Annotated in this window: 21 protein-coding genes; 18 read left to right on the forward strand and 3 right to left on the reverse strand. The window is 63.7% G+C overall.

Going from position 1 to position 22455, the window contains the following annotated elements; all coding sequences use genetic code 11:
* Window positions 1-268: 268 nt before the first annotated feature.
* From ACLBXN_RS10805 to urtE, 17 genes are all read left to right on the forward strand, one after another.
* Window positions 269-2323: a TonB-dependent receptor gene (locus ACLBXN_RS10805; RefSeq protein ID WP_447612129.1), complete on the forward strand. Its 2055-nt coding sequence runs from the start codon at window positions 269-271 to the stop codon at window positions 2321-2323.
* A 15-nt stretch (window positions 2324-2338) separates the two neighbouring features.
* The gene (locus ACLBXN_RS10810; protein WP_447612130.1) at window positions 2339-3070 is read left to right on the forward strand and encodes a DUF4198 domain-containing protein; all 732 of its coding nucleotides are present in this window, start codon (window positions 2339-2341) and stop codon (window positions 3068-3070) included.
* Between the two features lie 47 nt (window positions 3071-3117).
* Complete coding sequence (locus ACLBXN_RS10815) at window positions 3118-3747, forward strand: TetR family transcriptional regulator C-terminal domain-containing protein (protein ID WP_447612131.1); 630 nt, start codon at window positions 3118-3120, stop codon at window positions 3745-3747.
* A gap of 118 nt (window positions 3748-3865) precedes the next feature.
* A complete protein-coding gene (locus ACLBXN_RS10820) occupies window positions 3866-4168 on the forward strand; it encodes a 2Fe-2S iron-sulfur cluster-binding protein (protein ID WP_211457367.1) in 303 nt (100 codons plus the stop codon).
* A gap of 10 nt (window positions 4169-4178) precedes the next feature.
* On the forward strand, window positions 4179-4766 hold the full coding sequence (locus ACLBXN_RS10825) for an NAD(P)H-dependent oxidoreductase (protein WP_034373999.1): 588 nt from the start codon (window positions 4179-4181) through the stop codon (window positions 4764-4766).
* Window positions 4767-4777: 11 nt separating this feature from the next.
* On the forward strand, window positions 4778-6073 hold the full coding sequence (locus tag ACLBXN_RS10830; RefSeq protein WP_447612132.1) for an amidohydrolase family protein: 1296 nt from the start codon (window positions 4778-4780) through the stop codon (window positions 6071-6073).
* A complete protein-coding gene (locus ACLBXN_RS10835; RefSeq protein ID WP_003080988.1) occupies window positions 6070-6531 on the forward strand; it encodes a RidA family protein in 462 nt (153 codons plus the stop codon). Before ACLBXN_RS10830 ends, ACLBXN_RS10835 begins: the two co-directional genes overlap by 4 nt.
* A gap of 28 nt (window positions 6532-6559) precedes the next feature.
* Window positions 6560-7417, forward strand: a complete 858-nt coding sequence (locus ACLBXN_RS10840; protein ID WP_447612133.1) for a creatininase family protein — start codon at window positions 6560-6562, stop codon at window positions 7415-7417.
* A 44-nt stretch (window positions 7418-7461) separates the two neighbouring features.
* Complete coding sequence (locus tag ACLBXN_RS10845; RefSeq protein ID WP_447612134.1) at window positions 7462-8454, forward strand: ABC transporter substrate-binding protein; 993 nt, start codon at window positions 7462-7464, stop codon at window positions 8452-8454.
* Window positions 8455-8488: 34 nt separating this feature from the next.
* Complete coding sequence (locus ACLBXN_RS10850; RefSeq protein WP_343677393.1) at window positions 8489-9301, forward strand: ABC transporter ATP-binding protein; 813 nt, start codon at window positions 8489-8491, stop codon at window positions 9299-9301.
* Window positions 9298-10203 carry an ABC transporter permease gene (locus tag ACLBXN_RS10855; protein ID WP_447612135.1) on the forward strand — a complete coding sequence of 302 codons (906 nt, stop codon included), beginning with the start codon at window positions 9298-9300 and terminating at the stop codon, window positions 10201-10203. The genes ACLBXN_RS10850 and ACLBXN_RS10855 overlap by 4 nt, the downstream gene beginning before the upstream one ends.
* 91 nt (window positions 10204-10294) lie before the next feature.
* Entirely contained in the window at window positions 10295-11683 is a 1389-nt protein-coding gene (locus ACLBXN_RS10860; RefSeq protein WP_211457361.1) for an FAD-binding oxidoreductase, read from the forward strand.
* A gap of 251 nt (window positions 11684-11934) precedes the next feature.
* Window positions 11935-13203 (forward strand): urea ABC transporter substrate-binding protein, encoded by a 1269-nt coding sequence (gene urtA, locus ACLBXN_RS10865; protein ID WP_003060644.1) that lies wholly within the window; start codon window positions 11935-11937, stop codon window positions 13201-13203.
* 105 nt (window positions 13204-13308) lie between these two features.
* Entirely contained in the window at window positions 13309-14922 is a 1614-nt protein-coding gene (gene urtB / locus ACLBXN_RS10870) for an urea ABC transporter permease subunit UrtB (protein WP_447612136.1), read from the forward strand.
* Between the two features lie 138 nt (window positions 14923-15060).
* Window positions 15061-16290 carry an urea ABC transporter permease subunit UrtC gene (urtC, locus tag ACLBXN_RS10875; RefSeq protein WP_447612137.1) on the forward strand — a complete coding sequence of 410 codons (1230 nt, stop codon included), beginning with the start codon at window positions 15061-15063 and terminating at the stop codon, window positions 16288-16290.
* The gene (urtD, locus tag ACLBXN_RS10880) at window positions 16287-17162 is read left to right on the forward strand and encodes an urea ABC transporter ATP-binding protein UrtD (protein WP_003060651.1); all 876 of its coding nucleotides are present in this window, start codon (window positions 16287-16289) and stop codon (window positions 17160-17162) included. Before urtC ends, urtD begins: the two co-directional genes overlap by 4 nt.
* 211 nt (window positions 17163-17373) lie before the next feature.
* Window positions 17374-18066: an urea ABC transporter ATP-binding subunit UrtE gene (urtE, locus tag ACLBXN_RS10885; RefSeq protein WP_034373974.1), complete on the forward strand. Its 693-nt coding sequence runs from the start codon at window positions 17374-17376 to the stop codon at window positions 18064-18066.
* Between the two features lie 77 nt (window positions 18067-18143).
* Here urtE and ACLBXN_RS10890 read toward each other — a convergent pair whose 3' ends face one another.
* On the reverse strand, window positions 18144-19133 hold the full coding sequence (locus ACLBXN_RS10890) for a TauD/TfdA dioxygenase family protein (protein ID WP_447612138.1): 990 nt from the start codon (window positions 19131-19133) through the stop codon (window positions 18144-18146).
* 27 nt (window positions 19134-19160) lie between these two features.
* Window positions 19161-20228 carry a tripartite tricarboxylate transporter substrate binding protein gene (locus ACLBXN_RS10895; protein WP_447612139.1) on the reverse strand — a complete coding sequence of 356 codons (1068 nt, stop codon included), beginning with the start codon at window positions 20226-20228 and terminating at the stop codon, window positions 19161-19163.
* A gap of 166 nt (window positions 20229-20394) precedes the next feature.
* On the opposite strand from ACLBXN_RS10895, the gene ACLBXN_RS10900 reads away from it, so the two are divergent.
* Window positions 20395-21225: an urease accessory protein UreD gene (locus tag ACLBXN_RS10900; protein ID WP_343677387.1), complete on the forward strand. Its 831-nt coding sequence runs from the start codon at window positions 20395-20397 to the stop codon at window positions 21223-21225.
* A 28-nt stretch (window positions 21226-21253) separates the two neighbouring features.
* Here the strand turns inward: ACLBXN_RS10900 and ACLBXN_RS10905 are convergent.
* A partial coding sequence (locus ACLBXN_RS10905) for a hypothetical protein (RefSeq protein ID WP_447612140.1) occupies window positions 21254-22455 on the reverse strand: 1202 nt, incomplete at its 5' end.

Raw genomic sequence — 22455 nt, forward strand, 5'->3', positions numbered from 1 at the left:
CACCGGCAGAACGCGCGCTGGGAGTTTCATGCCCTTTTATGTAGCAAGTGCTATGCCAATGGCAAGCCCTTGTTGCTGGTGGATGACAACCGGGTAGCTGTGATTTGGCACTTCATTGGTGCATGAGGGCGACTGGTGTGCACCATGGCGTTCCCTGGTTACGGCGGCGGACACTTCTTGGTGCATTGCGGGGCTATGACGGTGCAGTGCGTGGCACGGACCTTGCTTTTTCTGGTGCATGTATCAAGGACTGATAAAGAGGAAAGGCATGCCGCTTTTGCGGACTGCCGCAAGGCAGGGTTTGTTGACCTGGGGATGTGCCGCCCTTTGTACGGGCGCGGTGTGGGCGAGGGCGGGTCAGGACGGTGACCAGGCATTGCCCGAGGTGCAGGTGAGTGCCATGGTCAAGGGGCAGGCACTGGATGAGGCGCAACGCGCGTTTTCCGTCACCGAGTTCAGGCGTGACGAGATTCGCGAGCAGCCCAGACAGGAAGTGGAATCGCTGTGGAGTCTGGTGCCCGGCATGCATGTCAATCACTACCAGCTCAGCGGGGTGGCCAATGGGCTGGTGATGCGTGGCTTTGGCGGCGGCGGCCATGGTGGCGATGTGGCGGCCACACTGGATGGCATCCCCCTCAACGAAGCCATGTCGCATGCCGATGGTTATTTCGATCTCAATGTGGTGGTGCCTCTGGAGCTGGACAAGGTCAATGTCTATCGCGGTCCCGTGTCGGTGCTGCAAGGCAATTACAACCGCGCCGGATTGCTGGAGCTGCGCACGCGGCGCAGCGGCAGCTATACGGAGCTGGAAGTCAGTGCTGGTTCGCACGGCCTGTTCGATGCCCAGGCCGCACTCGGGCGCGGGCTGGAGGGGGGCGATCAGCTCAACCTGGCGGCCCAGCACTCGCGCGGTGATGGAGCGCGACCCGCCTCGCGTCATGAGCGCAGCACCATCAGCGGCACCTGGAAGCACCATGTGCATGAAAAGCTCGATATCTCGCTGTCCGGTCGCTGGCACGAGGCGCGTGGCGACTCGCCGGGCTATCTGACCGAAGCGCAATGGCGAGAGAATCCTCAGGGCAAGGACAGCCGTGTGGTGGGTGATGGTGCCGACAAGCACTTTGGCACGCTGCGCCTGGATGCGCAGTACGCACTGGACGCCGATACCCGGCTGCTGGGCTTTGTCTACGGCACGCAGCAGGATTTTGTGCGCTGGTTCACCCGTCCGCGCAGCGCCACCTGGATGCAGCGCGAGGAGCGATACGACCGCAGCGTGCTGGGAGCGGGGCTGAATGTCAGCGGCAAGTCCCGCCTGGCGGCACGCGAGCTGAACTGGATGCTGGGCCTGGAGCAGGTGCGCGAGTCCACCGACTATGGCTATTGGGATGGATTGCTCGACCGCCGGCGCACCGGCCCTGCATTAAATGATCGCAATACACGGCTCGACAACACGGCGATCTACGGCCAGGCTGGCTGGCAGCCAGCGGCCTGGTTGCAGACCACGGCGGCCCTGCGCTGGGACCACTTTGACGGCCGCTGCCGTCTGCTGGGGGCGGAGGCCGGTGGCGATGAATGCCATCGCATGCAGGGCCGCAGCCATGCCAGCCCCAAGCTGGGAGCTCTGGCGCAGCTCGATGCCCGCACAGCCGTGCGTGCCAGTTGGTCGCAAGGCTTTGCGCTGCCCAGCGACTTTGCCAAATACGCGCTGCGCAACAGCGACCTGCATGCCAATATCTTTCGCCAGAGCGAGCTGGGCGTGGAGTGGAAGCCATCGGCCCATTGGCTGATCGATGCCTCGCTCTACCGCATCAGCTCCAGCCATGAAATACGCAACACAGCACCCGGCGAGTATGAAAACCTGGGAGCAACCGTACGCAAGGGCGCCGAGCTTCAGCTTCACTGGCTGCCCAGCCGCAACTGGCATGTCGAATGGGCTTATGGCCACAACCGCTCCGAAGTCACGCAGAACGCGAACGCCGCATTGCTTGGGCGACGCGTGGTGGCCGTGCCCGAGTACACCAGCACCTTGCATGCACGCTGGATGCCACGCAGCGATGTCACCGTGCATGGATTGCTGCGCCATGTGGGCCGCGCGCCCATCAACACAGGCAATACCGAATGGGCAGGCAGCTATCGCTGGCTGGACCTGGGCCTGCAATACCGCTTGCCCGCGAGCCTGGCGCGCAATGCCAGCCTGAGCCTGTGGCTGCGCAACGCCGCCAATACCCGCTATGCCAGTACCACCACCATGATTGCCGGCCAGCGTCTGGTCGCGCCCGGCGCGCCGCGCAGCGTGCAGCTGGGCTTGCAGTTTTCCTTATGATTTTTCGGAGCTTCCATGTCTGTTTGCAGGACACGTCACAACATCATCGCGCGCATTCTGTGCACCACAGCCGCTGCCTGGCTGCTCTGCGCGCATCCGGCTTCTGCCCATAACGTCTGGCTGGAGCCCGATGCGCAGGGGGGCTATGTCATGCAGTTCGGCGGTCATGACGGCAGGACCGAAGCCTTCGATCCGGCCAAGCTGCAGCGTGTGCACGCCTATGACTTGCGCGGCCGTGAAGTGCCCAGTGCCGTGCAGAATGTGCAGGGCGGCATCCGCATCAAGCCCGATGCCAGGGCTGCGCTGATTGCAGTGGAACTCGATAACGGCTATTTCAGCAGTACGGGTGCAGAGGGCACCATGCTGCCTTTGCCCATGGACCAGAACCCTGGAGCGGTGCGCGGCGTGCATGCGCGCAAGTTCCACAAGACCGTGGTGCGCTGGGGCGCCGTCATGCAAAAGCCGCTGGGTCAGATGTTCGAGGTGGTGCCGCTGCAGGGGCAGTCTCCCCATGCCGGTCAGCCGCTCAGGCTGCAGGTTTTGCTGCATGGAAAGCCGCAGCCCGGCGTCAGACTGTCCTGGGGAGAGAACGGCTCTCCCACGATGACGGACGCGCAAGGGCAGGCGACCATGACGCCGGCTGTCGGCAGCAATACGCTGCAGGCCATACTGCGTCAGCCGGTTACGGGCGATCCCAGGACCACCGAGAACAGCTACGAGTATCTGCTGCGCTTTGCCGTGCATTGATGAAGCCACGTTCCGTCAGTTCAAGATCCGTTTCACAGCCTGCTGCCATGACCGATTCCACGCCTGTTGCCCGCCGCTCCCGAGAGCAGATTCTGCAAGCCATCCGCGAGGCTGCGATTGCGGAGTTCAGCAGCCATGGCTTCAAGGGCGCATCCACGCAGGCGATTGCAGAAAGAGCGGGCCTGACCAAGCCCCAGCTGCATTACTACATCGAGAGCAAACAGGCCTTGTATGACGAGCTGCTCTATGCGCTGCTGGAGGCCTGGTCGGCGGCATTTGCGTTCGATCCGGCGCTGGACGATCCGGCGCAGATCATCGGCAACTATGTGCGGCGCAAGCTGGACTATGCGCTGGACAATCCGGCCCTGTCGCGCATCTTCACCAACGAGGTGCTGGGTGGTGGCTTGCGTCTGCATCAATACTGGCCTGTCGCGCTGAGCTCCACGGCACAGAAGGTGGATCTGATCAACGCCTGGATCGCGCAGGGCCGCATGCGCAGCCTCGATGCGCGCGTGCTGCTGATGCAGATCTGGGGCATGACCCAGCACTATGCGGACTATGCGGTGCAGGCCAGGGTGATGCTGGAGTGTGCTGACGACCAGCCGCTGGATCGCGAGCATATCGCCCGGGAGCTCACCACTTCCGTGCTGTTGAGCTGTGGTCTGGCACCAACTTGAAGATGCTCTGCGCAAGCCTGGTGCAGGTGGCCAGGCAGCAGGCGGGTAGCTCTCCCTGGCGTGTTTTGGCACACCGTTTGCTTAGATTTGACCAGTCGATCAAATCGGATGGTCAATCATGCCCAACACTGCTCCGGATACTCTGGAAACGCCCGTAGAACAAGGCTTTGAGCTGGTATTGCTGCGTCAGGGATTGCGCTTGCCGGTGGAGCCCGGAGAGCGCATCACCGATGTGCTGCAACTGGCCGGTGTGGCCATAGAGACGGTGTGCGAGCAAGGCATTTGCGGAACTTGCGTCACACGCTGGACGGCCGGTGATCCCGAGCACCATGACCGCTGCCTGACCGATGAGGAGCGCAGCACGCATGTGGCTTTGTGCTGCGCACGCAATCGCGGCGCAGCTCTGACCCTGGATCTTTGAAGGGGCCGACATGCGAGTGCTTGTGATCTTTTCCCATCCCGTGGAAACCAGCTATCAGGCCGCATTGCATGCCGAGGTGGTACAGCAGTTGCGCGGCGCCGGGCATGAGGTCGATGACTGCGACCTGTATGCGGAAGGCTTCAATCCCGTGATGTCCCGCGAGGAACGCCTGGGCTATCACGAGGTGCCGCAGAACCGGCTGCCGGTGCAGCGCTATGTGGATCGCCTGCTGTGGGCCGAGGCGGTGGTCTTCTGCTTCCCGACCTGGTGCTTCGGTCTGCCGGCCATGCTCAAGGGGTTCTTCGATCGCGTGCTGATGCCCGGTGTGGCCTTCGATATCAGCGATCCGCAGAACGTCAAACCGGCGCTGACCCATCTCAAGCGCATTGCGGCGGTGGTGACTTATGGGCGTCCGCGCTGGACCGCGCTGTTCATGGGCGATCCACCGCGCAAATGCATCACGCGCTATCTGCGCATCCTCACGGGCGGCAAGGCGCGTATCGACTATCACGCCTGCTACCACATGAACGTGGCAACGCCATCTCGGCTGCAGTCCTTCAAGGCCCATGTCGGTCGGGCCATGCGCCGCTTTGCCTAGGAGAGCTCTCCATGTCCTCACATCTGACACTCTGCAATGCACGGCTGCCGCACTGGTTGCTTGCGGCCCTGGGACAGCGCAGCGAGATGCCGCTGTCGCGTCTGGAGATCTCCAACGGGCGCATTGCGGCCGTAGCCGCCGAAGCCCCGGGCCTGCCGCGCAGCTTCGGCTCCCAGGTCTGGGATCTGCAAGGAGCGCTGGTGCTGCCGACCATGGTGGACGCGCATCTGCATCTGGACAAGGCGTTCACGCTGGAGCGCATGGGACCGGTGAAGCCGGGCCTGCTGGCAGCGATAGAGGCGATGATGGTGGACAAGCAGAACTGGACGGCGGCCGATGTGCGCCGCCGTGCGAGTCAGGGCTTGCAATGGGCCTATGAAGCCGGTGTTTCGCACGCACGCAGCCATTGCGACTGGTGGGAGCCGGAGTCGGTACCCGTGGCCTGGGAAGTGCTGCGCGAGCTGGCGCAGGAATGGGCCGGCCGTGTGCTGCTCGAGCGCGTCAGCCTGATTCCCCTGCATCTGTATGAGGAACGCGGTGTGGCGATGCGTCTGGCCAAGCAGGTGGCGCTCAGCGGCGCGGGGGCCTTGCTCGGCGGCTTTGTCCATTCCACCAACTGGAGCCCGCAGGCCTTGCGCAATCTGCTTGAGGCTGCGCAGCAGCACGGCCTGGACGTGGACCTGCATGTGGACGAGGAGCTCAACCCCGCAGCCCAGGGCCTGGCCACCACGGCCGCGCTGCTCAAGGAACTGCGCTTCGAAGGCCGTGTGGTCTGCGGCCATACCTGCGCGCTGGCGGCGCAACCGCTGGAGCAGGCGCTGCGCTCGTTGGATGCAGTGGCCAGCACTCCCATCACCATGGTCAGCTTGCCGGTGACGAACCTGCTGCTGCAGGACGCGCAAACCGATGTCACGCCGCGGCAGCGAGGCCTGACGCTGGTCAAGGAGGCCAGGGCGCGCGGCATACCGCTGATGATCTCCAGCGACAACGTGCAGGACCCTTTCTGCCCGCTGGGCAGTTTCGATCCGCTGGAAGCGCTGAGCACCGCAGTGGCTGCCGCGCAGCTGACTTCGGCCTTCGACGAGTGGAGCGACAGCGTCTGTCGCCGCGATTGGCTGGGTCATGGTGTCGGCCGTCTGCCGCTGCAGCTAGGCGCGACAGCCGATCTGGTTATCCTTCCTCAGTCCAGCGTCAGCGGCTTTCCATCCCGCAGCCACCGCCGTGTGGTGATGCGCGAGGGGCGCGTCAGCAACGGCGAGCCGCTGGCTGCCTGGTTCTCCCCCTGTATTGAACGGAGCGTTGCATGAGCACAGATACCACAGGCATTGCACAGCCCCTGGCACGTTATGCGGCCTGGCGGCGGGCGGGCGATCTGGTGTTCCTGTCGGGCGTTATCGCCGTGGACCCGGGGGCCAATCGCATCGTGCGCGGCTATGCCGACATTCCTGCTGAAGCGGCGGCGCTGATCGGGCGTACCGGTGAATTCAGTACCGACATCAAGGAGGGCCCCATCCTGGCACAGAGCTGGTGGGTGCTGGACCGCATTCGCCAGACGGTGGAGGCCGCCGGCGGTCAGATGTCGGATGTCTTCAAGCTGGTGCAGTACTTCCGCAATCTGGACCAGTTCCCGCAGTACAGCCGTGTACGCAAGCTGTTTTTTCCCGGCGAATCACCGGCTTCCACGGTGGTCGAGGTGACGGGCATGTTGCCCACGCCGGACATTCTGATCGAGGTGGAGGCCACGGCCTATCTGCCCTTGCGTTGACCCATTCATCACTCACCCCGGAGAACCCATGCTGCACGGATACACCCCTGCCGACCGCTTTCTGCCCTATCTGAGCTGGACCGAGGTTGCGGCCCTGCCGGACAAGGCCAATACCGTGATCGTGCTGCCTGTGGGCGCCATGGAGCAGCATGGCCCGCATCTGCCCTGCTCGGTGGATGCAACGATTGCGGCAGGCGTGGTCGGCGCCGCCATGGCGCAGCTGCCCGCTGCCGTGCCTGCATTCGCCATGGCCCCCATCGTCTATGGCAAGTCGGAGGAGCATCTGCACTTTCCCGGCACGGTGACCTTGAGCGGCGAAACCCTGCTGGCCACGATCAATGAAATCGGCGAATCGGTATATCGCGCAGGCTTTCGCAAGCTGCTGTTCGTCAACGGCCACGGCGGCCAGCCACAGGTGCTGGAGATCGCGGCGCGCGAGCTGCGCCTGCGCCATGGCGACTTCATCGTCGTGCCGAGCTTTACCTGGCGCGTGCCCCATGTCGCAGGCCAGTATCTCTCGAACCTCGAGAAAAAGCTGGCCATGCATGCAGGTCATGCCGAGACCGCGCTGATGCTGGCGCTGGCACCGCAGACCGTGCATATGGAGCGGGCCGTCATCAACTACCCGCCCGTGTTCCCCTCCAGCCTGCTGTCGCCCGACGGCCGTCCCGCCTGCGCCTGGACCGCACGGGACTTCGGACCCAGCGGCGTCATAGGTGATCCGACCCCCGCAACCGCGCAGCAGGGGCAGGAGATCCTGCAATCCCTGGCCCGCAGCTGGGCCGACGCCATTGCCGAGCTGCATGAGCTGCAATGGGCCAGCCGCGACGAAGCCACCTGGGGACGAGCCCAGCATCAGGGACATGTGGAGCCTGCCCTGGCCTGACGCCTTTCAACGCCTTGCCTGTTTCAAACCTTCGGAGAACCGCCATGATGAAGACTGCCAGATTCCTCAAACCCCTGACCTGCGCGGCCATGCTGGCCTGCGGTCTGAGCGGCCTCGGCCATGCCGAGGAAAAATTCGTCTACATGACCAACTGGTATGCCCAGGCCGAGCATGGCGGCTTCTACCAGGCCGTGGCCACAGGGCTGTACAAAAAGCACGGCCTCGATGTCAGCATCAAGATGGGCGGCCCCCAGGTCAATATCACGCAGATGATGGCCGCCGGTCAGGCCGACTGTGTCATGGGCTCCAGCGATCTGCAGATGGTGCAGATGCGCGAGGGCGGTGTTCCCGTGACCACGGTGGCAGCCGTGTTCCAGAAAGATCCGCAGGTGCTGATCGCTCACGAGGACGTGAAGCGTTTCGAGGACCTCAAGGGCAAGACCATTCTGATCGCCGCCTCCGCGCAGCGCGGCTACTGGCCCTGGCTCAAGGCCAAATATGGTTTCACCGACTCCCAGACCCGGCCCTATACCTTCAATATCCAGCCGTTCCTGGTGGACAAAAATTCGGCCCAGCAAGGCTATCTGACTTCCGAGCCCTTTGCGATTCAGAAGGCCGGCGTCAGGGCGAACACGCTGATGTTCAGCGATCAGGGCTTCCCGGCCTATGCCACCACCATCTCCTGCATGGACAAGACGGTCAAGGAGCGCAGCAAGGCGGTGCAGGCCTTTGTCACCGCCTCCATGGAAGGCTGGAAGAGCTATCTGGCCGATCCCGCGCCGGCCAATGCCCTGATCAAGAAAGACAACCCCAACATGACCGACGAACAGCTGGCCTACAGCGTGGGCAAGCTCAAGGAAATGAATATGGTCGCTGGCGGAGATGCCGCCAAGCTGGGCATTGGCGTGATGACCGATGCGCGGGTCAAGGCCAGCTACGACTTCCTGGTCAGCGCCAGGCTGATCGATCCGGCCAAGGTCAAGCAGGCCGATGCCTACAACCTGAGCCTGATTCAGAACATCAAGGTCCTGCCCTGATGGCATGGGCTGGCAGCGGCAGCGAAAGGTGACTATGAGCGGCTCTGAAATTCCCGCAGCAGCAATTCCCGCAGTGGAGGTGTTGTCTGCAGAGAAAACCTATCCCGGCGGCACGCAGGCGTTGCTGCCCGTCGATCTGCGCATCGAAGAGGGTGAGTTCGTGACCTTGCTCGGCCCCTCGGGCTGCGGCAAGAGCACCTTGCTAAAGATGGTTGCGGGTCTGCTGGAACCCAGCGACGGCAGACTGCTGCTTTGGCGCAAGCCGGTGCCGCAGCTGCAGGCCAGCGGCAAGAAGATGGCGTTTGTCTTTCAGCAGCCCACGCTTATGCCCTGGTCCAGCGTGCACACCAATGTGCGGCTGCCGCTGGATCTGGCTGGCGTGCCACGCGCCGAGGCCGATGCGCGCGTCACGGAGGCACTGCAACTGGTGGGCCTGGCACGCTTTGCCAAAGCCCTGCCGCGCGAACTGTCCGGAGGCATGCAGATGCGCGTCTCGATTGCTCGCGGCCTGGTGACCGAGCCCGATCTGCTGCTGATGGATGAGCCCTTCGGCGCGCTCGACGAGATCACGCGCCACAAGCTGGACGCGGAGTTGCTGGAGCTTTGGAGCAAGAAGAAGCTGACGGTGATCTTTGTCACCCACTCCATCCACGAGGCCGTCTTTCTGTCCAGCCGGGTGGTGATGATGGCGGCCAGACCGGGACGGGTGGTGGAGGAGTTTCGCATCGATGCTCCCTATCCGCGGCCTGCCGATTTCATGCTCGGCCCCGAGTTCGCCCGCCATGCGCAGCAGTTGCAATCGAGCCTGCTGCGCGCCAGTGCCATTGTGGAGGAGAGTCTGTCATGAGCGCCTTGCCCGCTTCCATTCCCGATGATGCGGCCAGGGCCGCCGACAGCAGGCCTGCAGCGACCGGAGCGCGTGCGGTGGCTGCCGTCAAGTCCGGCAAGACAGCCACCCCATGGCTGCTGCAGCCCAAGGTGCAGCGTGTGCTTTTGCCGGCGCTGGTGGGCCTTGTGCTGCTGCTGGTCTGGCAGGCTCTGGTGACCCTGCTGGAGCTGCCGCCTTATCTGGTGCCTTCACCGCTGCTGATGCTGCAGACCCTGATGACGGACTGGGCGGCACTCGGCCTGTCCCTGTGGGTCACCGTCAAGATCACCTTGCTGGCCTTTGCCCTGGCCACCGTGGCGGGCGTGCTGATCAGCTTTGTATTCGTGCAGAGCAAGCTGATCGAGACGGCCTTGTTTCCCTATGCCGTGCTGCTGCAGGTGACGCCTATCGTGGCCGTGGCTCCGCTGATCATCATCTGGGTCAAGGACCCGGTGCTGTCCATGGTGATCTGTGCGGCGCTGGTGGCGCTGTTTCCCATCATCAGCAACACCACGCTGGGCCTGCGCAGTGTGGAGCCGGATCTGCTGGCCTACTTCAAGCTCAACCGGGCCACGCGCCTGCAGGTGCTGATGCGCTTGCGCATTCCCAGTGCCTTGCCCTATTTCTTCGGGGGGCTGCGCATCTCCAGCGGCCTGGCGTTGATAGGTGCCGTGGTGGCCGAGTTCGTGGCCGGTACCGGCGGGCAGGGGGCTGGTCTTGCCTACCAGATCCTGCAAGCGGGCTTTCAGCTCAACATCCCGCGCATGTTCGCTGCGCTGCTGCTGATTTCGCTGACCGGCGTGGCGCTGTTCGTGCTCATGGCCTGGTGCACACGCCGGGCGCTGGGCGGCTGGCATGCCAGCGAATCCGGTAGCGACTAGCGCTTCCCTCCTTTCTTCATTTCTGCTCCCGTCATGCCCGCACTGCGCGGCATATGGGCCGACTCATGCCTTGCTTTTTTGCGACACGACCATGAACACCAATCCTATTGCCGAGAACAGCAGCCAGCTGGCCAGCGCCTTGCCTGCGCTGGACTGGATCACCGACTCCCTGAAAGTGTCGCGCCTGTCCCAGGATTTTTCCTGGTTCAGTCCGGTTCTGAAGCAGGCCCTGCAAGGCAAGCGCGGGGACATTGCGGTGCGTCCGCGCACCGAGGCCGAGATTGCCCAGGTCGTGGCCCATTGCGCGCGTAGTGGCGTTCCCATCACGCTGCGCGGCAGCGGCACCGGCAATTACGGCCAGAGCACGCCGCTGCACGGCGGCCTGATCCTGGATCTGAGCGGCTACAACAGCCTGTGCTGGGTGCGCGGCAGTGTGGGCCGGGCACAGGCCGGCATACGTCTGGCGGACTTCGACCAGCTGGCGCGCGAGCAGGGGCAGGAGCTGCGCTGGCTGCCGTCCACCTACCGCAGCGCCACCCTGGGTGGCCTGTTCGGCGGAGGCTTCGGCGGCGCCGGCTCCATCACCTACGGGCCGCTCGCCTCTGCGGGCAATGTGCTGGCTGCGCGCGTGATGACGGTGGAGGCCGAGCCGCGCATTCTGGAACTGCGCGGTGCCGATGCCATGCGTCTGCACCATACTTATGGCACGACCGGCATCGTGCTCGAGCTCGAAGTGGCGCTGGCAGATGCTACGAACTGGACGGAATGCATTGCCACCTTCACGGGTTTTGACGAGGCGCTGGGCTTTGCGCAGCAGCTGGGCAATGCGCCTGGTATCCGCAAGAAGGAACTGAGCCTGATGGCGGCTCCGGTACCGGCCTATTTCACCAGTCTGGCCGAGCATCTGCCCCCGGGCTGCCACGCGGTCATTGCGCTGGTGGCGCCCGAAGCCGAGGAGGCCATGCAGTTATTGCTGGAGCGTCACGGCGGCACCCTCAGCTACTGCGAGCGCGGCCGCTGGTCTGCGCAGCCGGCTGCGGGCTACAAATCGCTGATTGAGTATTGCTGGAACCATACAACCTTGCATGCGCTGAAGCTGGACCGGGAGCTGACCTATCTGCAGACCGGCTACAACCCCGCAAGGTTTGGCGAGCAACTCAAGGCCTTGCGCAGCGAGCTCGGTGACGAGGTCCTGTTCCATCTGGAGTTTCTGCGCACCAAGGAGGGACAGTTCAACTGCAGCGGGCTGGAGCTGGTGCGCTTCAGCTCCGCCGAGCGGCTCAACGCGATCATGGACATCTATCGCAAGCATGGCGTGCAGATCAACAATCCGCATGTCTACGTGGTGGAAGACGGCAAGGCCAACAACCAGCTCGATCCCGCGCTGTTGCAGACCAAGGCCGATCTCGATCCCCTGAATCTGCTCAATCCCGGAAAGCTGCGCAGCGCAGCGCTGCCGGCCTGCATCCCGGCCGACTGAGGCGGTCATGCACTTCAATAGTGCCTGTGGCCGGGTGCGGTCTGCATCTGGTGCATGGGGCACTGCAATGGTGCTTGCTGACGGTCGTTGCTGAGCGCAGGAAGACGCGTTCGGGCCGCATCTGACCCAAAAGAGGCAGCGGCGCCGATTCCGGCGGCTTTCAGGTCGTGGTGCGGGGGAGGCTGGCACGGTAATTGCACTTCAGGTTCTGCGGTCAATGTGACCGAACAAAACCTCCTGGGAGTGCTGAAATGAATCGTCGCGGAACCCTCACAACACTGGCTGCATCCATGGCTCTGGGCCTGGGATTGACTTCTCAGGTGCTGGCTGCAGACACCATCAAGGTGGGTGTGTTGCACAGCCTCTCGGGCACCATGGCCATCTCCGAAACCGTGCTCAAGGACACGGTGCTGATGGCCATCGACGACATCAATGCCAAGGGCGGCGTGATGGGCAAGAAGCTGGAGCCCGTGGTGGTGGACCCGGCCTCCAACTGGCCGCTGTTTGCCGAAAAGGCCAAGCAGCTGATCACCCAGGACAAGGTGGCCGTGGTCTTCGGCTGCTGGACCAGCGTGTCGCGCAAGTCCGTGCTGCCGGTGTTCGAGCAGAACAACGGCCTGCTGTTCTACCCCGTGCAGTACGAGGGCGAGGAACTCTCCAAGAACGTCTTCTACACCGGCGCCGCGCCCAACCAGCAGGCGATTCCCGCTGTCGAGTATCTGATGAGCAAGGAAGGCGGCGGTGCCAAGCGCTTTGTGCTGCTGGGCACGGACTATGTGTACCCACGCACCACCAACAAGATTCTGCGTGCCTTCCTCAAGTCCAAGGGCGTGAAGGATTCCGACATCATGGAAACCTACACTCCCTTCGGCCACAGCGACTACCAGACCATCGTGGCCGATGTGAAGAAGTTCTCCACCGGTGGCAAGACCGCCGTGATCTCCACCATCAACGGCGACTCCAACGTGCCCTTCTACAAGGAGCTGGGCAATGCCGGCCTCAAGGCCAAGGACGTGCCGGTGGTGGCCTTCAGCGTTGGTGAGGAAGAGCTGCGCGGCGTGGACACCAAGCCTCTGGTCGGTCACCTGGCGGCATGGAACTACTTCATGAGCGTGAAGAACCCGACCAACACGGCCTTCATCAAGCAGTGGGGCGATTACGCCAAGGCCAAGAACATCGCCGGGCACAAGGACAAGCCGCTGACCAACGACCCGATGGAAGCCACCTGGGTCGGCATCCACATGTGGAAGCAGGCTGTGGAAAAAGCCAAGAGCACGGATACCGACAAGGTGATCGCCGCCATGGCCGGCCAGACCTTTACCGCACCCAGCGGCTTCACCCTGAAGATGGACGAGAAGAACCACCATCTGCACAAGCCCGTGATGGTCGGCGAGATCAAGGCAGACGGCCAGTTCAGCGTGGTCTGGAAGACCAAGGGCCCGATCAAGGCCCAGCCCTGGAGCCCGTATATCGAAGGCAACGACAAGAAGAAGGACGAGCCCAACGGCAAGAGCTCCTGATTCGCTCCCTCGGACTGGAGAGGTCTGGTGGGCTCTCCAGTCCTGAAGAGACAGCTGCTTGCGCTTTATTGACAAGGGCCGCAGCGCTAGAAACCTGAAATTCCTATGAACATACTGCGCAAGTCATTGAGGCTGGCATTGGCCGCCGGGCTGGGCTCGTTGCTGAGCTTTGCCAGTCACGCACTGACGACCGAGCAGGCCTATGCCATGGCTGCGGCAGACGACTCCGAGCAGCGCGTGCTGGCGATCAATCAGGCCGTGCTGGCGCCAGATGCACAGACCGACGGCGGTCGCCTGTCGGCCTATCTGGGCGCGCTCGCCAACGATGAAGTGCGCGTATCCCAGGGCAAGGTCTATGTGATGAGCGGCGACGCGGTCACCGACCCGGTGACCGGCCAGGCCGCCCAACTCCCGGCGGATGCCGAGGAGGTCGTCAGCAACAATTACCTGCGCTCGGTCATCGACACGGCGCAGGCCGCGCTGGCGTTGGGCAGCAGCGATGTGCAGGCGCGCCGCAAGGCTGCCGAGCAACTGGCCTCCGAGCCTGATGCAGGGCGGCTTCCCCTGATCGAAAAAGCGCTGGCCGCTGAACAGGACGGACAGGTCAGAGCCCTGCTGGAGCGCAGCCAGGCTGCCAGCCTGCTGGGCAGCGACGAGGTGCAGCAGCGTCTGAAGGCGGTGGAGCAGCTGTCGCGCCAGCAGACGCCGGAGACGCAGTTGCTGTTGAATCAGCGCCTGTCCGAAGAGTCCGATCCCGGCGTGCAGAAAGCCATCAAGGCCGCGCTGGCCGGCATTGCCGAAGGCCTGGCCTGGGGCGACAGGCTGGGGGCTATCTTCAGCGGCATCAGCCTGGGCTCGGTGCTGTTGCTGGCGGCGCTGGGTCTGGCTATCACTTACGGCCTGATGGGCGTCATCAATATGGCGCACGGCGAGTTGATCATGATCGGTGCCTATGCGACCTATCTGGTGCAGGTCGCATTCCAGCGCTGGCTGCCCGAGGCCTGGTTTGGCTGGTATCTGGTGGTGGCCGTTCCTGTGGCCTTTCTGGCCTCGGCGCTGGTCGGTGCGGTGCTGGAGCGCGGCGTGATCCGCTTTCTCTACGGCCGCCCGCTGGAGACCCTGCTGGCCACCTTCGGCATCAGCCTGGTGCTACAGCAAACCGTGCGCAGCCTTTTCGGAGCGCAGAACGTGGGTGTGGAAAACCCCGTCTGGATGAGCGGCGGCATTGCGCTGCTGCCCAATCTCACACTGCCCTGGAATCGCATCGCCATCATCGTCTTTGCGTTCGCCGTGCTGGCGGGCGTGGCCTTCATGATCGCCAGAACGCGGCTGGGCCTGTTCGTGCGCGGCGTGACGCAGAACCGCGCCATGGCTTCCTGTGTGGGCGTCAACACGGCACGCACCGACACCTATGCGTTTGCACTGGGCTCCGGTATCGCCGGTCTTGCCGGCTGCGCCTTGAGCCAGATCGGCAATGTGGGCCCGGATCTGGGGCAGAACTACATCGTGGACAGTTTCCTGGTGGTGGTGCTGGGCGGTGTGGGGCAGCTAGCGGGCACCGTCTATGCGGCTCTGGGCCTGGGCGTGCTCAGCAAGCTGCTGGAAGGCTGGACCGGGGCAGTGCTGGCCAAGATCGCCGTGCTGCTGTTCATCGTGGTCTTCATTCAAAAGCGTCCGCAAGGCATTTTTGCCTTGAAGGGCCGCAGTGCGGAAACATGAACCCCCTGAGTTGCTTCGCGCTTTCCCCCTCAACGGGGACGACAACCTCGCTGCGGGGCGGCGCGGCCGGCGTAGGCCCTTGCTCGCTGTTCCTTGCGAAAGCTGGCTTTCTCAAACATTGCGTTCTGGACCGGAGCTATGAGCGTGTCAACTTCTTCATCCCCTGCATCCGCACCACCGCTGGTGCTTCCTGCTCCTGAATCCTTGCTCAGCGGCAAGGGCTGGACGGCATTTCTGCTGGCCCTGACCATGGTCTGCGCCGTGGCTCCCGCACTCAATCTGTGGGTGCCCGAGGACAGTGCGCTGCACCTGTCCGACTACATGCTGGGCCTGCTGGGCAAGTTCATGTGCTATGCCATCTGCGCACTGGCGATTGACCTGATCTGGGGCTATACCGGCATCCTGAGCCTGGGCCACGGCCTGTTCTTCGCACTGGGCGGCTATGTGATGGGCATGTACCTGATGCGTGAGGCCGCAGGCCCCGATGCATTGCCCGCCTTCATGGGTTTTCTGGACTGGAAGGAGCTGCCCTGGCACTGGGCGCTGTCGGGCAGCTTTGCCGCCACCGTGCTGCTGGTGTTTCTGGTGCCGGGCCTGATCGGCGGGCTGTTCGGCTACTTCGCCTTTCGCTCGCGCATCAAGGGCGTGTATTTCTCCATCATTACCCAGGCCCTGACCTATGCCGCCATGCTGCTGTTCTTCCGCAACGAGACCGGCTTTGGCGGCAACAACGGCTTCACGGGCTTCAAGACCCTGCTGGGCTTTTCCGTCAATTCGCAAGCCATGCATGTGCTGCTGTTCGCGCTGTCGGGTCTGGCGCTGCTGGGCTGCTTTCTGTTCTCGCGCTGGCTGATGCGCAGCAAGTACGGCCGCGTGCTGCAGGCCGTGCGCGATGCCGAATCGCGCACCATGTTCTGCGGCTACAACCCGCTGCCCTACAAGCTGTCGATCTGGGTCATCTCGGCCATGATGTGCGGCCTGGCGGGCGCGCTCTATGTGCCTCAGGTGGGCATCATCAACCCCAGCGAGATGAGCGTGGGTAATTCCATCGAAATGGCGGTGTGGACGGCCGTGGGCGGACGTGCCTCGCTGGTCGGCCCCATCATCGGCGCGTTTGCCGTCAATGGCGGCAAGAGCTGGCTCACCGTGGCCGCACCCGAATACTGGTTGTACGTGCTGGGTGCGCTGTTCATCGTCGTGACGCTGTTCATGCCGGGAGGGTTGATTCGCCTGCCGCAGCAGCTTCGCCAGTGGCGTGAAAAGCGCAAGGCCCAGATCAAGGCGCCGTTGAACCAGACTGCAGCCGCAGCTGCCAAAACCGCTGCCGAGCCGGCTTCTGCCGATGCCATCGAAGGAGTGCGCGCATGACCCCCGACCTGATGCAGGAAGGCGAGCAGCGCCTGGCTTCCTACCAGCAGCGCGAAGCCGCGCTGCGCACCGAATCCGGCGGGCGCAATGCCAGTCTGGCGCGCCCCGTGGTGGCCGGCGAAGTGGATGTGACCCACGGCCGCATCCTCTATCTCGAAGACGTGCATGTGAGCTTCGACGGCTTCAAGGCCATCAACGGTCTGAACCTTGATATCGCGCCCGGCGAGCTGCGCTGCATCATCGGTCCCAATGGCGCGGGCAAGACCACGATGATGGACATCATCACCGGCAAGACCCGGCCCGACAGCGGCACGGTGTTCTTTGGCTCCACCATCGATCTGCTGCGCTACAAGGAGCCCGAGATCGCGGCCATGGGCATTGGCCGCAAGTTCCAGAAGCCCACGGTGTTCGAGCAGCTCAGCGTGTTCGAGAACCTGGAGCTGGCGCTCAAGACCCACAAGGGCATTGCCTCCTCCATGCTGTTCAAGCTCAGCGGCGCGCAGAAGGACCGCATTGCCGAGGTGCTGCACACCATTCATCTGGCAGGCAGCGTAACGCGCCAAGCCGGGCTGCTCAGTCACGGACAGAAGCAGTGGCTGGAGATCGGCATGCTGCTGGTGCAGGAGCCCAAGCTGCTGCTGCTCGACGAGCCTGTGGCCGGCATGACCGACGAGGAAACGGTGCGCACGGCCGAGCTGTTTCTGACGCTCAAGGGCAAGCATTCGCTGATGGTGGTGGAGCACGACATGAGCTTTATCGACACCATCAGCGAGAAGGTCACGGTACTTTGCGATGGCTCGGTACTGGCCGAGGGAACGCTGGCCGAGGTGCAGGCCGACGAGCGCGTGATCGAGGTGTACCTTGGGAGGTAACCCCCTGAGGCACTTTGCCTGGGCGGCCCCGCGCCTTCCCCTTTTCTCTACGCGCTTCGCGCTAAGGGAGGGGGACGACTGCTTCGGTGCGCGGCGGCGCTTCCTCGCTGTCTCTTTGATTGGGCAGCGCCAGTTTCAAACGTCATGCGCTCCGCAGATAGTCAAATTAGATAGCTGCTTGCGCATGCTGTGTAAGCGTTAGAGGTCGAAAATGCTTAAAGTTCAGAACCTGCATCAGTACTACGGCGGCTCGCACATCCTGCGGGATGTGAATTTCACGGCCGAGATCGGCAAGGTCACGGTGCTGCTGGGCCGCAACGGCGTGGGCAAGACCACCTTGCTCAAAAGCCTGATGGGGCTGGTTCCCATCAGAAGCGGCGGCATTGAATGGCAGGGCCGCGATATCGCGCGCAGGACGCCCTATGAGCGCGCGCGCAGCGGCATCGGCTATGTGCCCCAGGGGCGCGAAATCTTCTCGCGCCTGTCGGTGGAAGACAATCTGCGCATGGGTCTGTCCTATTGTTCGGCAGGCACCCGGATTCCGGGTGAACTGTACGAGCTGTTCCCCGTGCTCAAGCAGATGCTGCACCGCCGTGGCGGCGATCTCTCGGGCGGGCAGCAGCAGCAGCTTGCCATTGCGCGTGCGCTGGCGCCGCAGCCCAAGATCCTGATCCTGGATGAGCCCACCGAGGGCATACAGCCCAGCATCATCAAGGACATCGGCCGCGTGATCCGCATGCTGGCCAATCGCGGCGACATGGCCATTCTGCTGTGCGAGCAGTACTACGACTTTGCCGAGGAGTTGGCCGACCACTATGTGGTGATGGAGCGCGGCGAGGTGATCGCATCGGGCCCGGGCAGCGAGATGCAGGAGAAGAATGTGCGCTCACTGGTGGCGATTTGAATATCGGGCGAAGAAAAAAAGGTGCCGCAAGCGGCACCTCAAAGCCTCAGGCCATGCCCGGAGGACAACTCATTTCGTCAATACGCTGCACCGTGCGCGGCCAGCACCGGATTGCCCTGTATGGCAGTGCTGGCGCGGCCGTCCGCGCCCCGGGGCACTTCACCCACCAGCGTGGTGCGGTAGAGCTGGCGATCGAACTCCAGGGCAAAGATATCCTGTGGTGCCACATGGGCCGTGGAGCGGTTGTCCCAGAAGGCCAGCGAACCGGGTTCCCACTTGAAGCGCACGGTGAACTCGCTGCTGACGGCGTGCTCCCAGAGCAGTTCCAGCAGCACGCGCGATTCGCGGGTGAAGAGTTCCACGATGGACTTGAGAAAGCCGGGGCTGATGTAGAGCACCTTCTCGCCGGTCTCGGGATGAATCGTGACCAGCGGGTGTTCGCTGATCAGGGTGTTGTCGCGCACCAGATCCAGATATTCCTGCGATGCTGTGGCTCCCTGCGGGGCGCTGAAGCGGTGCTCGCCACGCAGGCCCTGCAAGAAGGCCTGCAGCGGTTTGGAGAGCGCTTCGTAGGCAGCGGCCAGATTGGTCCATTGCGTGTCGCCGCCATAGGGCGGAATCGTCACGCCGCGCAGAATCGATGCGGCAGGCGGGTTGTGTGCGGCCGTCACATCGGCATGCCAGCCGGTCCAGGGGCGCTGTTCAGCCTGACCGCTGTGGCGGTTGGCCTTGCGGTGCTTGGCAATCGAATACAGCTCGGGAAAGCCTTCGACATGACCGAAGACGGGGTGGCCGGGCGTCAGCTCGCCAAACTGGCGCGAAAAGGCGATCTGCTGCTCGTGGCTGAGGTGCTGGTCGCGAAAGAAGATCACCTTCCAGCGCAGCAATGCCGAGCGGATGGTGTGCACTTCGGCGGCACTCAAGGCCTGCTTCAGATTGACGCCGCTGATCAGCGCGCCGATATGCGCCGACTGCGGCGTGATGCGGATATGCGGAGTGATGTTGCTTGCGGAGCTCAGGCGTTCGTCCAGATGCTGCAGCGGAGCGTGGGGCAGGGGCATGTTCATGGGATTTTTCCTGATGAGAGCGGTGCTTCAACGCGCCTGGGCAATACGGGAGGCGCTGGGTGGCAGCAGGCCCAGCTCGGTGAGAAGTGCATGGCTGCGTTCGACCTGGGCACTCAGGGCGCGAGCCGTGTCCTGCGGGCCGAGGAAGATGGGTTCCCACTGGTTCAGCGCCACAAACTCCTTCCATTCCCGGGTTTCGGAAACCTTGCGCAGCGCATTGACCCAATACGCCTGTTGCGCGGTGCTGGCACCGGGTGCCGTCATCACGCCCTGAAACGAATCGCTGACATAGTCGATACCCTGCTCCTTCCAGGTGGGCGACTGGGCGAAAACGCCTTCAAGCCGCTTGTCGGCGGCAATCGCCAGCACGCGCACGCGGCCCGACTGCAGATAGGGCAGCAGGTTCGGCGTGGTGGCCGAAACCACATCGAGATGGCCGCCGGCCAGCGCCACCATGGATTCGGCGGAGGACTTGTAGGGAACGATGCGCAGCTTCTGGATATTCACGCCGCCCTGCTGCAAGGGCTGGGCCACGCCCAGATGGATGTGATTGCCCAGCGTGGTGGCGATGCCGATGGAGTATTTCTCGGGGTCCTTGCGCAGCTGGGCGATCAGGTCCTGGGCATTGCGCAGCGGCGAATCCGCACGCACGACCACCGTGGTGAACTCGCGCAGCAAGGTCACCAGCGGCGTGCCTTTCTGCAGGTTGGCGGGCAGGGCATTCTGCGCCAGGCTGTTGCCGTAGCTGGTGCTCAGCGTCATCAGTGTATGGGCGTCGCCAGGGTGGCGGTGCAGGCTTTCCAGCGCGGCGATCGCATGCGCGCCGGACTTGTTGCTGACCACGAACTGCGGTGCATGGCCATCGCGTGCCAGCAGCTCGGTGAGCTTGCGGGCCGCCTGGTCCAGCGCCGCGCCGGCTCCGCTGGGGACAATGAATTCCGTGGACTTGCTGGGCTTCCAGGCCTGTGCCGATGCACCGCCGGATTGCGCAGCAGCAGGGCCAGTTGCCAGCGTGCAGCACAGCACCGCCATCGATGTCAGCCATGGGGCCAGAGTGCGATGCAGGCGGGAATGAGTTACGGTACTGGCCGACATGAATGCTCCTGAAATCAATCGCCTTGCGCTTTGCGGGCTGGCGTGCTGAAGACTGTAGAAGCGCGCCAGCCTTGCAACAACGAATGAATTTTCATGAGTTAGTGAGCAAAAGAGCTGAGCTACCCGGGCCTGAGCGGCAGGCCTGCTTGAAGAGGCAAGAACGAAAATGACCTGGCATGCGCAACTGGCGCTGAACTATTCCCTGCAGGCCGGCAAGACCTCGGTGCATTTCACGCACGATGGTCCGCTGCGCATCCTCAAAAGTCTGTATCCCGAGGGGCCAGCCATCTGCCACAACGTGCTGGTGCACCCGCCCGGCGGGCTGGTGGGCGGCGATGTGCTGGACATTGATGTCCATGTCGCAGAAGGTGCGCATGCGCTGGTCACCACGCCTGGTGCCACGCGTTTTTACAAAAGCAACGGGAAGCAGGCCATGCAGCGTACCCGGCTGCGTCTGGACCCCGGCGCGAGGCTGGAGTGGCTGCCGCTGGAGGCGATCGCGTACAACGCCTGCGATGCCGTCAACCACCTGGAGTTCGAGCTTGCCGAAGACGCGCAACTGCTGACCTGGGATGTGACGGCACTGGGCCTGCCGCTGGCCGCCCAGCCCTATGAGTCCGGCAGGTTCGAGCAGCACATCGAATGGCCGGGCCGTTTCCTGGAGCGCGGCGTGGTCAACGCGCAGGATGAGCTGCTGCTCAACGGCGACCTGGGGCTGGCCGGGCATCGCTGCCTGGCAAGCCTGATTCTTGCTTGCGGCTCGCCGATTGCGCGCCATCGGCGCGAAGCCTTGCTGGAAGGCACGCAGGGGCTGCTTGAGGAGGCTGCCCCGGCAGTGTTGAGCGGAGTGACGGCTCCCAATGAAAACATGCTGATTCTGCGCAGTGCATCACCTGTGGTTGAGCCTGTGATGATGCTGTGGAAAACCGTGTGGAGTTTCTGGAGAAAAGAACTCTGGGGGCTGCAGGGAGGCACTCCCAGAATCTGGTCCATGTGATCGCTGTTGCGCAGGCCTTGGCGCCGTTTCAACGCACCAACTGTTTTCTGCATCGGGCCAGCTCGGCCTGGGCCCAGTTCAGGCGTTCACGCAGCTGGGGGCAGGCGGCACCGGCATTTTGCGGCTCGCGTTCCGTGCAGTGCTCTTCGACCATGGATACCAGGGTGCGCGTGTGGCGGTTCTGCTCCAGGGCGCAGGCGCGTGTGCCCGCTTCGGCTCGCGTTCCGCCTTGCGAGCGTGTGCCGGGCGGCACGGCCGTCCAGCCCCGGTTGTGCCAGGGCGAGAAGGAGGCTGAAGGCGTGATCTCTATGCCGCTCACGCGTCCCTCCAGGCCGGGAAATGTGGACAGCATGGCGGCTGCCACCAGGGCCGGGTCGCTCATGCGTCCCAGGGCGGTATCGCAGTCCATGACATCGGGATTCAGGCCCGGCGGCAGCAGTCTCAGCACGCCATAGATGCGGGTGGCATCGGTCTCCAGCTCCTTGACGCTGCGCCCGTTGCTGCCCGGAACCAGGCCCATGCCGACCAGTTGGTACTGCGTGTCGCGCAGGGCGGTATCGGGGCCGGTGTGGATCTCGACCTCGCCTGAGGCCCGGCCTGCGAACATGAGCAGCCTGAAGGCATCCGTGGAGAACAGCGCCTGCACCTCCAGATGGCAACGGGCAGGCGGGGCCGGACGCAGCACGCTTGACCAGTCCTTGGCAGCGTCGCGGTGGACCAGCATGGCCGTGCGCGGCAGCATCTCCACGGCTATCCGCTCCTTGCCCAGGCTTACGGTTGCCGGCACGCCAGCGTCAATCGAGCTGGCTGCGGGAAATTGCACCAGTGCCTTGAAGCCATGCTGCATTGCGGACAGTCTGTCGCTGCTGACGATGCCGCCTGTGGCGATCTCCAGGCGCCCGTTCTCGAAGCGGTAGTGGCTGGGTACTTCGTCGGTTTCGGTGTAGCTGCCATGGCGGGTGGAGACCCGGTAGCGGATCTCGCGTCCGCCCATTTCCATGAAGGAGCTCAGCGTCTCCAGCAAGGCCTGGCGTGTGGCGGCATCGTCCTGGCGCAGTGTGATCTCCACGCGTGTGGAGCCATAGCCCAGTAGCTTGCCGAACGCATGCTGCATGACGGCCTGGTTCGGAAAGGTGATGACCGCCCCCACCATGCCCGCCAGGGCCGCCACGCCGCCCAGCACCAGCGGCCAGGTCGAACGCTCGTCAGCGCGAGTGCCAGTCATGGCGC

The organism is Comamonas sp. C24C, from assembly GCF_053345995.1.

Excerpts from the sequence above, each read along its gene's own strand:
- ACLBXN_RS10805 (WP_447612129.1), top strand. The coding sequence starts at position 269 with ATGCCGCTTTTGCGGACTGCCGCAAGGCAGGGTTTGTTGACCTGGGGA.
- urtC (WP_447612137.1), top strand. The coding sequence starts at position 15,061 with ATGAGCGTGTCAACTTCTTCATCCCCTGCATCCGCACCACCGCTGGTG.
- urtA (WP_003060644.1), top strand. The coding sequence starts at position 11,935 with ATGAATCGTCGCGGAACCCTCACAACACTGGCTGCATCCATGGCTCTG.
- ACLBXN_RS10860 (WP_211457361.1), top strand. The coding sequence starts at position 10,295 with ATGAACACCAATCCTATTGCCGAGAACAGCAGCCAGCTGGCCAGCGCC.
- urtE (WP_034373974.1), top strand. The coding sequence starts at position 17,374 with ATGCTTAAAGTTCAGAACCTGCATCAGTACTACGGCGGCTCGCACATC.
- ACLBXN_RS10850 (WP_343677393.1), top strand. The coding sequence starts at position 8,489 with ATGAGCGGCTCTGAAATTCCCGCAGCAGCAATTCCCGCAGTGGAGGTG.
- urtB (WP_447612136.1), top strand. The coding sequence starts at position 13,309 with ATGAACATACTGCGCAAGTCATTGAGGCTGGCATTGGCCGCCGGGCTG.
- ACLBXN_RS10835 (WP_003080988.1), top strand. The coding sequence starts at position 6,070 with ATGAGCACAGATACCACAGGCATTGCACAGCCCCTGGCACGTTATGCG.
- ACLBXN_RS10840 (WP_447612133.1), top strand. The coding sequence starts at position 6,560 with ATGCTGCACGGATACACCCCTGCCGACCGCTTTCTGCCCTATCTGAGC.
- ACLBXN_RS10890 (WP_447612138.1), bottom strand. The coding sequence starts at position 19,133 with ATGAACATGCCCCTGCCCCACGCTCCGCTGCAGCATCTGGACGAACGC.
- ACLBXN_RS10855 (WP_447612135.1), top strand. The coding sequence starts at position 9,298 with ATGAGCGCCTTGCCCGCTTCCATTCCCGATGATGCGGCCAGGGCCGCC.
- urtD (WP_003060651.1), top strand. The coding sequence starts at position 16,287 with ATGACCCCCGACCTGATGCAGGAAGGCGAGCAGCGCCTGGCTTCCTAC.
- ACLBXN_RS10895 (WP_447612139.1), bottom strand. The coding sequence starts at position 20,228 with ATGTCGGCCAGTACCGTAACTCATTCCCGCCTGCATCGCACTCTGGCC.
- ACLBXN_RS10810 (WP_447612130.1), top strand. The coding sequence starts at position 2,339 with ATGTCTGTTTGCAGGACACGTCACAACATCATCGCGCGCATTCTGTGC.
- ACLBXN_RS10845 (WP_447612134.1), top strand. The coding sequence starts at position 7,462 with ATGATGAAGACTGCCAGATTCCTCAAACCCCTGACCTGCGCGGCCATG.
- ACLBXN_RS10820 (WP_211457367.1), top strand. The coding sequence starts at position 3,866 with ATGCCCAACACTGCTCCGGATACTCTGGAAACGCCCGTAGAACAAGGC.
- ACLBXN_RS10830 (WP_447612132.1), top strand. The coding sequence starts at position 4,778 with ATGTCCTCACATCTGACACTCTGCAATGCACGGCTGCCGCACTGGTTG.
- ACLBXN_RS10900 (WP_343677387.1), top strand. The coding sequence starts at position 20,395 with ATGACCTGGCATGCGCAACTGGCGCTGAACTATTCCCTGCAGGCCGGC.
- ACLBXN_RS10825 (WP_034373999.1), top strand. The coding sequence starts at position 4,179 with ATGCGAGTGCTTGTGATCTTTTCCCATCCCGTGGAAACCAGCTATCAG.
- ACLBXN_RS10815 (WP_447612131.1), top strand. The coding sequence starts at position 3,118 with ATGACCGATTCCACGCCTGTTGCCCGCCGCTCCCGAGAGCAGATTCTG.